Origin of the sequence: Streptomyces sp. NPDC058157, from assembly GCF_042884105.1 — a bacterium.
Lineage (GTDB): Bacteria > Actinomycetota > Actinomycetes > Streptomycetales > Streptomycetaceae > Streptomyces.
Genome location: NZ_JBHVUQ010000300.1, coordinates 1 through 6733, shown reverse-complemented (window position 1 = coordinate 6733; position 6733 = coordinate 1). Strand labels below are relative to the sequence as shown.

The window sequence follows — 6733 nt, the reverse complement described above, 5'->3', positions numbered from 1 at the left end:
TGCCCGCCCCCGGCCCCGAACCACCCCCCCCCCACCGGCAGCCCGTGACAGGGCTCCCGTCCGCCAGGAGGAAGTCCGCCGTGACCCAACATCACCCGCGCATCGTCGACCTCAGCGAGACCCAGCCCAACCGCAGGCGCGGAGGTGATCTGCGCGCCGTCCTCACCCCGACCTCGGTGGGCTCGACCAGCGGATTCATGGGGCTGGCGGTGATGGCCCCGGGCGAGTCGATCGCGGAGCACTACCATCCGTACTCCGAGGAGTTCGTGTACGTGGTCGCCGGCACGCTGGAGGTCGACCTCGACGGGGACACCCACCCGCTGCGCACCGACCAGGGGCTGCTGGTCCCGCTGAACGTGCGCCACCGGTTCCGCAACGTCGGCTCCACCGAGGCCCGGATGGTCTTCCACCTCGGCCCGCTCGCCCCGGATCCGAAGCTGGGGCACGTGGACACGGAGGAGGCGCCGAACCCGGACGCCACCGCCTGGGCGGAGCGGCCGCCGGAGCGCACGGGAGCGGTCTCGTGACCCGCCGGCGGGTGGCCGTCACGGGGGTGGGGGTGGTCGCCCCCGGCGGCATCGGCGCCCCCGCCTTCTGGGACCTGCTGTCCAACGGGCGTACGGCGACCAGGGGCATCACCCTCTTCGACCCGGACGGGTTCCGCTCCCGGATAGCCGCCGAGGTCGACTTCGACCCCTCCGAGCACGGTTTCACCGAGGACGAGGCGGCGCGGGCGGACCGGTACATCCAGTTCGCCCTGGTCGCGGCCCGCGAGGCGGTGGCCGACTCCGGCCTGGAGCTGGACGGCGAGAGCGCCTGGCGCACCGGGGTGTCCCTGGGCACGGCGGTCGGCGGCACCACCCGGCTGGAGCACGACTACGTGGACGTGAGCCAGCGGGGCGCCTGGTGGGACGTGGACCACCGGCTCTCCTCCCCCTTCCTGCACCGGGCCTTCACCCCCGCCACCCTGGCCTCGGCGGTGGCGGAGCAGACCGGGGCGCGAGGTCCCGTCCAGACCGTGTCCACCGGCTGCACCTCCGGACTCGACGCCGTCGGGTACGCGGTGCACTCCATCCAGGAGGGCCGGATGGACGTCTGCATCGCGGGCGCCTCCGACTCCCCGGTCTCCCCCATCACCGTGGCCTGCTTCGACGCCATCAAGGCGACCTCGGCGAACAACGACGACCCGGCGCACGCCTCGCGGCCCTTCGACGCCGACCGGGACGGGTTCGTCCTCGGCGAGGGCGGGGCCGTACTGGTCCTGGAGGAGCTGGAGCGGGCGCGGGCCCGCGGCGCCCGGATCTACTGCGAGATCGGCGGCTACGCCACCTTCGGCAACGCCCACCACATGACCGGGCTGACCGCCGAGGGCCTGGAGATGGCACGGGCGATCGAGACCGCGCTGGCCCAGGCCCGGGTCGACGCCCGGGAGATCGACTACGTCAACGCGCACGGCTCCGGCACCAAGCAGAACGACCGCCACGAGACGGCGGCGGTGAAGCGGGTGCTCGGGGACCACGCCTACAAGACGCCGATGACCTCCATCAAGTCCATGGTGGGGCACTCGCTCGGCGCCATCGGGGCGATCGAACTCGCGGCCTGCGTCCTGGCGATGACCCATCACGTGGTCCCGCCGACCGCGAACTACGAGACGCCCGACCCGGAATGCGACCTGGACTACGTGCCGCGCACCGCGCGGGGGCACACCCTGCGCAACGTGCTGTCGGTGGGGAGCGGCTTCGGCGGCTTCCAGTCCGCGGTGGTCCTGACCCAGCCCAAGGAGGTACGCGCGTGAGAAGCCGTACTGCCGGTCCCGTGGCGGCCGTCACCGGTATCGGTGTGGTCGCGCCCAACGGGATCGGCGCGGAGGCCTTCTGGAAGGCCACCCAGTCCGGGGACAGCGTCCTGGACCGGGTGACCCGGCAGGGCTGCGAGCACCTTCCGGTGCGGGTGGCGGGCGAGGTGCGGGGTTTCGACCCGGGCTCGCTGGTGGAGGAGCGGTTCCTGGTCCAGACGGACCGCTTCAGCCACTACGCGCTGGCCGCGGCCGACCTCGCGCTGGAGCACGCCCGGCTGGGCCGCGCCGACTACGAGGACGACCCGTACGCGGTGGGCGTGGTGACGGCGGCCGGGTCGGGCGGCGGCGAGTTCGGGCAGCGGGAGCTCCAGCGGCTGTGGGGGCAGGGCCCCCGCTACGTCGGCCCGTACCAGTCGATCGCCTGGTTCTACGCGGCCAGCACCGGCCAGATCTCCATCCGGCGCGGGTTCAAGGGCCCGTGCGGGGTGGTCTGCGGCGACGAGGCGGGCGGGCTGGACGCCTTCGCGCACGCCGTGCGGGCCCTGCGGCAGGGCAGCCGGGCGATGCTGGTCGGCGCGACGGAGGCCCCGCTCGCCCCCTACTCGGTGGTCTGCCAGGTGGGGTACGAGGGGCTGAGCACCGCGGACGACCCGGAGCGCGCCTACCGGCCCTTCACCGCGAAGGCCTGCGGGTTCGTCCCGGCCGAGGGCGGCGCGATGTTCACCGTCGAGGACGCGGCCGAGGCCGCGCGGCGGGGTGCGCCGGTCCGGGCCCTGGTGGCCGGGCACTGCGCCACCTTCACCCCGCCGGGCCGGCCGGGCGACTCCGAGGGGCTGGCGCACGCCGTCCGCGGTGCGCTGCGGGACGCGGGCTGCGCGCCGGAGGAGGTGGACGTGGTCTTCGCGGACGCCCTGGGCACGCCCGAGGCGGACGCGGCCGAGGCCGCGGCGCTGCGGTCGGCGCTGGGGGCGCACGGGTCGAAGGTGCCGGTGACGGCGCCCAAGACCGGTACCGGGCGGGCGTACTGCGCGGCCGGGACCCTGGACGCGGCCGCCGCGGTCCTGGCGCTGGAGCACGGTGTCGTGCCGCCCACGCCGAACGTCTTCGACGTCTGCCACGACCTCGACGTGGTCACCGGCAGCGCCCGCGTCGCCCCCGTGCGGACCGCGCTCGTCCTGAGCCGCGGCCGGATGGGGTCCAACGCGGCACTCGTGCTGCGCAAGGGGCCGTGAGGCCGGAGCGCAGTGATCCGTACCCGGTTCGTCAGGGCCGTGCGGGCGACCGGCCGGCCCCCCGGAAGCAGGAGAGAGAAGGCACGATGTCCGACCGACTGACCATGGAAGAACTGGCGACGCTCATGAAGAGCGCCGGAATCACCGTCGACCCCGCGGAGCTGACGAGCCGTCCGGACTCGCGGTTCGACGACTACGGCCTGGACTCCCTGGGCCTGCTCGGGATCGTGGGCGAGCTGGAGAACCGGCGCGGCCGGGCGCTGCCCACGGACGCCGACCGCTGCAAGAGCCCTCGCGAGTTCGTCGACCTCGTCAACAACAGCCTCATGACAGGAGCCTGAGATGCCCGGCCACACCGACAACGAGATCACCGTCAAGGCGCCCGTGGACGTCGTCTGGGACGTCACGAACGACCTGCCGAACTGGCCCGAGCTGTTCAGCGAGTACGCGTCCGTCGAGATCCTCGAGCAGGCGGGCAACACGACCCGGTTCCGCCTGGCCATGCACCCCGACGAGAACGGGATCGTGTGGAGCTGGGTCTCGGAGCGGACGGTGGACCGCGCCGGGCTCACGGTGAAGGCGCGCCGGGTGGAGACCGGCCCGTTCGCGCACATGAACATCCACTGGGAGTACGGCGAGGTGCCGGGCGGTACCCGGATGCGGTGGGTGCAGGACTTCGCGATGAAGCCGGACGCGCCGATCGACGACGCGGGGATGACCGACCGCATCAACCACAACTCCAAGATCCAGATGGAGCTGATCCGGGACAAGATCGAGCGGGCGCACCGGGCGGAGGCCGCGTCCCCGGCGGGCCGCGGTTGATCCCCCTCTCCTCCCCCGTCCCACCCGAAAGGCGACCCCCGATGCACCAAGCCCTCATCGTGGCCCGGATGGCGCCCGGTTCCGCGCCCGACATCGCCGGCCTGTTCGCCGCCTCGGACGCCGGCGAGCTGCCGCACCTGGTCGGGGTCCGGCGGCGCAGCCTCTTCCAGTTCGGGGAGGTGTACATGCACCTGGTCGAGTGCGACACCGATCCCGGTCCGGCCATCGCGAAGGTCGTCGGGCACCCGGAGTTCCGTGACCTGAGCGACCGGCTCCAGGCGTACGTCAGCCCACACGACCCGGAGACCTGGCGGGGCCCCAAGGACGCGATGGCGCACCGGTTCTACCTCTGGGAGCGGGACGCCGCGCGGTAGTCCGTACGGGTGCCCAAGCCTGCGCCGCTCCGCCGGGCGGCCTGGGCACCCACGGCCTGTGACGGGGTCAATTCGGCAGGTAGTTTTTGAATGAATACCTGACTGAATTGCCGTCAACAAGGTTCCGCCTCTTATCTCGATTTGATAACGACCTCCCTTTATTGGCCTGGACCTTTATCGCGTGACGCGCGTAACTCCCTTGTTTTTAAGGTAAATTGACAGTTCATCAAATCAGGCCCGAAGGTAACGGATAGATTTCTCGGGCCCGGCTCCCGTTTGTCCGAATTCTCCACGGCGCTCATCTGGCACGCTTCTGCGCACCCACTCCCCTGACCAGGACTTGAGGTGCGCATGACAGCACGACCCAAGGGCCGGCGCCGCCGGACCGACCAGCGCCGCACGCCGCGCAAGCTGATACTCCTGACCGCCGCGGCGGCGTCGGCGGCGCTGCTCGCGGGCGGTCTGGCCTACTCCCGACTCGCCCCCGACGCCGGGGCGGGCACCCCCGCACTGGCCGGAGCCCCGGCCGCAGCCGCGGAGCCGGCCGCCGCACCGGCCCGCGACCAGGAGCCGGCCCCCCTCGCGAAGAAGCCCGCGAACGAGGACGCCAAGGGCATGGTCTACGACGGCCTCGACGCCGCCCCCAAGGGCGACCGCTGCGCCGGCGTCTACCGCACCGAGGCGGGCCTGTGCACCCACGGCCCCGACGCCCCGCCCAAGGACGTCGACATCAAGGCCGACGTCGAACCCGTGGTCAAGGCCAAGGCCGCGGCGGCGGATCCGGCCTCCCCGGCCTCCGCCGACCCGGCCGCCACGGACGGCGGCGGGCGTCCTCAGGACGCGCCCGCAGCCGACGCCCGCAGCCTCGCACCGAGCGCCAAGGCCCCGGCCGCACCGTCCGGCGGCCAGGCGGTCGCCACCGGACCGGCCGGACAGACCGTCCAGTGCGACGGCGACGGCAGCACCGGCAACCGCGTCCAGGTCGTGTACGCGCACGGCCCCGGCCGCGACCGCTACGCCGAGTACGCGGCCTCGTTCCGCAAGTGGGCCGTGGACGCGGACCTGATCTACGCGGCCAGCGCCAAGGAGACCGGCGGCATCCGCCACATCCGCTACGTCACGGCCGCCGACTGCACTCCCTCGGTGCTGGACATCGAGCTCCCGGACTCCGCCCTCGCGGAATTCAGCGCCACCAACAACGCACTGGCCGGCAAGGGCCTCAACCGGCGCGACCGCAAGTACATGATCTTCGCGGACACCCAGGTCTACTGCGGCATCGGCACCTTCAACGGCGACGAGCGCCACGGCCAGGACAACCTGAGCAACTTCGGCCCCTCCTACGGCCGCACCGACTCCGGTTGCTGGGGCGGCCACACCGCCGCGCACGAACTCGGCCACAACCTGGGCGCGGTCAACAACAGCGCGCCCAACACCAGCCGAGGCGCGCACTGCACGGACGAATACGACGTCATGTGCTACTCGGACACGCCCTACTACCCGCAGATGCGCTACGTCTGCAACAACCAGGCGAAGGAGAACATCCTCGACTGCAACCACGACGACTACTTCCACACCAACCCGCAGCCCGGCAGCTACCTCGCCACGCACTGGAACATCGCCGACAACCAGTTCCTGATGCGGACGGAGGGCGGGGGCGGCACCGACCCGAACCCCGGCCCCTCCCCGAAGCCGACGCCGACGCCGTCGCCCACCAAGAAGCCCTCGGGGGCCCCGACGGTGACGGCCGGCCAGATCCAGGCGGACTCGGTGGTGCTGAGCTGGCCCAAGGCCGAGGGCGCCGTCTGGTACCAGGTGCTGCTGAACGACAGGCACCTGACCTGGGTGCAGTCCACCTCGCTGCGCGTCTACAACCTCCGTCCCGGCACCGCGTACACGGCGGCCGTCTCCGTCCGCGACGCCTCCGGCCGTGACAGCGGCCCCGGCAAGGCCGCGTCCTTCCGCACCGCCGACTCCGGCGGCGGCGCCACGACCACCCCGGGCACCCGCTACGTGCTCGGCAACGGCAGCAGCGGCATGGCCGCCGAGCTGTGGGGCGGCCGCACCGCCGACGGAACGGTCCTGGTCGGCGGCCGGTCCAACGGCTACGCGCAGCAGCAGTGGTACTTCGACGACGCCGGCAACGGCCTCGTGCGGATCCGCTCGGCGGTCTCCGGCAAGTGCCTGCAGCCCGGCGGCGCCCCGGCCGCGGGGATGTGGATCGCGCAGCAGCCCTGCTCCGGCGGCTCGGCCGCCCAGCAGTGGAAGGTCTCCTCGCGCGACGGCGCGGTGACCGTCTCCGACCCGAGCGGCGGCTTCGCCCTCGCGGTGAGCGACCGGCCCTACTACGGGGACTGGCTGCTCGAACTCCAGCGCGCGGACGGCCGTCCGGCGCAGGTCTGGACGGCCCGCAAGGCCGCCTGACCCCGACGACCGGCGGGCGGCCCTACTCCCCTAGGGCCGCCCGCCCCCGTGTACCCCCCACCCCCACTCCACCGCAATGTGTGCAC

General features: G+C 72.8%; 7 protein-coding genes. All 7 read left to right on the top strand.

The features are described from left to right. Positions 1-80 precede the first annotated feature (80 nt). The 7 genes from ACFVXK_RS36260 to ACFVXK_RS36230 all read left to right on the top strand — a co-directional run bounded on the left by ACFVXK_RS36260 (position 81) and on the right by ACFVXK_RS36230 (position 6647). Complete coding sequence (locus tag ACFVXK_RS36260) at positions 81-527, top strand: cupin domain-containing protein (protein ID WP_389620904.1); 447 nt, start codon at positions 81-83, stop codon at positions 525-527. Further along, positions 524-1795 (top strand): beta-ketoacyl-[acyl-carrier-protein] synthase family protein, encoded by a 1272-nt coding sequence (locus ACFVXK_RS36255; protein ID WP_389620900.1) that lies wholly within the window; start codon positions 524-526, stop codon positions 1793-1795. The genes ACFVXK_RS36260 and ACFVXK_RS36255 overlap by 4 nt, the downstream gene beginning before the upstream one ends. Next, positions 1792-3030 carry a beta-ketoacyl synthase N-terminal-like domain-containing protein gene (locus ACFVXK_RS36250; RefSeq protein WP_389620897.1) on the top strand — a complete coding sequence of 413 codons (1239 nt, stop codon included), beginning with the start codon at positions 1792-1794 and terminating at the stop codon, positions 3028-3030. Before ACFVXK_RS36255 ends, ACFVXK_RS36250 begins: the two co-directional genes overlap by 4 nt. An 86-nt stretch (positions 3031-3116) precedes the next feature. Then, complete coding sequence (locus tag ACFVXK_RS36245) at positions 3117-3371, top strand: acyl carrier protein (RefSeq protein ID WP_389620894.1); 255 nt, start codon at positions 3117-3119, stop codon at positions 3369-3371. Between the two features lies 1 nt (position 3372). Then, complete coding sequence (locus ACFVXK_RS36240) at positions 3373-3852, top strand: SRPBCC family protein (protein WP_389620891.1); 480 nt, start codon at positions 3373-3375, stop codon at positions 3850-3852. Positions 3853-3893: 41 nt separating this feature from the next. After that, complete coding sequence (locus ACFVXK_RS36235) at positions 3894-4226, top strand: TcmI family type II polyketide cyclase (protein WP_389620888.1); 333 nt, start codon at positions 3894-3896, stop codon at positions 4224-4226. A gap of 351 nt (positions 4227-4577) precedes the next feature. Beyond that, positions 4578-6647 carry an RICIN domain-containing protein gene (locus ACFVXK_RS36230; RefSeq protein WP_389620885.1) on the top strand — a complete coding sequence of 690 codons (2070 nt, stop codon included), beginning with the start codon at positions 4578-4580 and terminating at the stop codon, positions 6645-6647. Positions 6648-6733 lie beyond the last annotated feature (86 nt).